The organism is Actinosynnema sp. (assembly GCF_052038725.1).
This window is the reverse complement of sequence record NZ_JBQGCX010000995.1, coordinates 1-2,503: the sequence shown is the minus strand read 5'-3', so window position 1 is coordinate 2,503 and position 2,503 is coordinate 1. Positions and strand designations below refer to the sequence as shown.

General features: G+C 73.8%; 4 protein-coding genes and 1 pseudogene. 2 read left to right on the top strand and 3 right to left on the bottom strand.

Going from position 1 to position 2,503, the window contains the following annotated elements:
* Positions 1–683 (bottom strand): SDR family oxidoreductase (locus ACTUAL_RS21125; protein WP_440901463.1); only part of this gene is annotated, 683 nt, incomplete at its 3' end.
* A gap of 93 nt (positions 684–776) precedes the next feature.
* On the opposite strand from ACTUAL_RS21125, the gene ACTUAL_RS21120 reads away from it, so the two are divergent.
* The gene (locus tag ACTUAL_RS21120; protein WP_440901462.1) at positions 777–1,343 is read left to right on the top strand and encodes a TetR/AcrR family transcriptional regulator; all 567 of its coding nucleotides are present in this window, start codon (positions 777–779) and stop codon (positions 1,341–1,343) included.
* 109 nt (positions 1,344–1,452) lie between these two features.
* Positions 1,453–1,824, top strand: coding sequence for a hypothetical protein (locus ACTUAL_RS21115; RefSeq protein ID WP_096495930.1), 372 nt, complete (start codon positions 1,453–1,455; stop codon positions 1,822–1,824).
* On the opposite strand, the gene ACTUAL_RS21110 is transcribed toward ACTUAL_RS21115, so the two are convergent.
* Both ACTUAL_RS21110 and ACTUAL_RS21105 read right to left on the bottom strand, forming a co-directional pair.
* Complete coding sequence (locus ACTUAL_RS21110; RefSeq protein WP_440901461.1) at positions 1,811–2,209, bottom strand: hypothetical protein; 399 nt, start codon at positions 2,207–2,209, stop codon at positions 1,811–1,813. The genes ACTUAL_RS21115 and ACTUAL_RS21110 overlap by 14 nt on opposite strands.
* Positions 2,206–2,503 (bottom strand): annotated as a pseudogene (locus ACTUAL_RS21105) (hypothetical protein); the annotation flags it as partial. The pseudogene ACTUAL_RS21105 and the gene ACTUAL_RS21110, both read right to left, overlap by 4 nt.

Below are 2,503 nucleotides of genomic sequence, written 5' to 3'. Positions count from 1 at the left end.
GCGATCTTGACCGGGTCGCCGGGCGTGGGCAGGGGCGGCAGCTCGCCCGCGACGACGCGGCGCAGCTGCCCGGAGGGGCCGTCGGCGTACTCGGGCAGCGGCGCCCCGAAGACCGCGCTGCCACCGCCGAAGTTGGTGCGGGCCAGGCCGGGCTCGACGATCGTCACGCCGATGCCGAACGGCGCCAGGTCGGACGCGGTGGACTCCCAGAAGCCCTCGATGCCCCACTTGGTGGCGTGGTAGAGGCTCATGGCGGGGAAGGTGATCTGGCCGCCGACGCTGGCGATCTGGAAGATCCGGCCGCCGCCCTGGCGGCGCAGGTGCGGCACGACCGCGCGGCCGAGCTGGATGGACGCGGTGAGGTTCGTGGCGACCTGCCGGTCGATCTGCTCGTCGGACAGCTCCTCGACCGCCCCGAACAGGCCGTAGCCCGCGTTGGACACGACGACGTCGATCCGGCCCAGCTCGGCGAACGCGCGGTCCACGACCTCGCGCTGGCGGGCGGTGTCGGTGACGTCGAGCGCGGCGCGCCAGAGCCGGTCGCCGTGCTCGGCGGCCAGGTCGTCCAGGGTCTCCGGTCGGCGCGCGGTGGCGGCGACCCGCTCGCCGCGCGCCAGGAGCAGCGCGGTCAGCTCGCGGCCGAAGCCGGAGGACGTGCCGGTGATGAACCAGGTGCGGGTCATGGTGTGCGCTCCTCGGTAGGTAACTAACTAGGTACATTCCTACACGGTGCGGACGCGGATGTAAACACCTGGTTGGTTATGTACGATCTGCCCATGCCACCTGACGCGACCGAGACCAAGCGCCGGCTCATGGCCGCGGCGATCGAGGAGTTCGCCCGGTACGGGCTCGCGGGCGCCCGCGTCGACCGCATCGCCGAGACCGCGTCGGCGAACAAGCGGTCGATCTACATGCACTTCGGCGCGAAGGAGGAGCTGTTCGACCTGGTCGTCGCCGAGACCATGACCGAGCTGGCGCGGGCGGTGGTGATCGACGCGATCGACCTGCCCCGCTACGCGGCCGAGCTGTTCGACCGCCTGGAACAGCGCCCGCAGGTGCGGCGGCTCTACCTGTGGGCGGGCCTGGAGCGGCAGCGCCCGGTGGACGCGGAGGTCGCCGAGTACCGCCGCAACGTCGCCGCCATCGCGGCCGAGCAGGCGGCGGGGCGGGTGCGCGCGGACATCCCGGCGGTGGAGCTGATGGCGATGGTGATCGCGCTGGTCATCAGCTGGGACACCGCGTCCTGGTCGCTGAAGTCCCTGGGGGAGCAGGCGGGCGCGCAAGCTGCGGACCGGAGCGCGGCGGTGTCGGCGGCGGTGGCGGGGCTGATCCGGCCGGTGTGAGGACCCTCGGCCTGCTCCCGGCGGGGTGGTGAGCGGGCCAGGGCGCGGTCACCGGGACTGTCGGACCCGCCGGGTACGGTGCCCGCACACCGAGGCGGGGGAGTGGGCAGTGGACGTCGGGGAAGTCGTGGACCGGTTGTTCGAGCGGTTCGCCGCCGGGCGGTTCGGCGCCATCGTCACGGTGCAGGACCGCGAGTCCGAGGACCGCTGGGTGCAGCTGTGCGACAACTCGATCAACCTGCCCCACCCCGCCGACGTCCCGCCCGACGAGCTCCTCGAACCGCTCGACCTGTTCGGCGACCTGCCGTGGGAGGTCGAGAGCTGGGAGCCGAACAGCTACGCCACGATCGACTGGGGACCGGTCGGTGACGACGGGGAGACCGCCGCGATGGCTGCTGCCCTGAAGGGCGCCCTGGAGCGGGTGCTGGTCCACCTCGGGCTGCCCGCAGACTCGGAGCGCTGGGTGGTCACGGAGGGGTGACCCCGTCCGCGACCTCGTACGAGCGGACGGAGAGGCGCAGTTCGTCGTTGGGCGGCACGAAGTCGATGGTCAGAGCTTCGAGCACCGTGCCGATCGGCGGGTAGTCCGGCTCGGTCACCGCCGTCCCGCCCTCGCCCAGCATGACGGAGTCGATGAACGCCGCGACCTCGCTGGCGGGCTCGATCACGGAGGCCTCCACGCCGAACCGCCCCCGGTGACCGGTGACCACGCAGCGCACCACCTGGAACTGCCCCAGCCCGCTGAGCTCCCAGAGCTCCTCCACGGGCCTGGAGAAGAGCCTCGCCCGCGCCCGGCTGCCACTCCCCGTCGTCGGGTCGTCGCCAGGCGGTGGGGCGCCCGCGTCGGAGGCGCCACCCCGGCTCACGGGGTCCACCGCACGGCCTGCTTGCCCGCTGCCCCCACGACGTGCCCCACGATCATCCCGCCGCCCGCCCCCGAAGCCACCGAACCCGTCGTGCCGGACGGCGCAGGCAGCGTCGTCACGCCGCCCGCCGAGCCCCAGCGCACCGCGACCTCCGCCGCTGCGCCACCGGCCTGGCCGAACGCGCCGCCTGCCCCGTCCAACCCGGTCACCGACCCGTCCGTGCGCCCCGGCGGCAGCGGCAGCTCCACCGGCGTCCCGTCCGCCGCCCACGCGACCGGCCGGGACGCCTCGCCC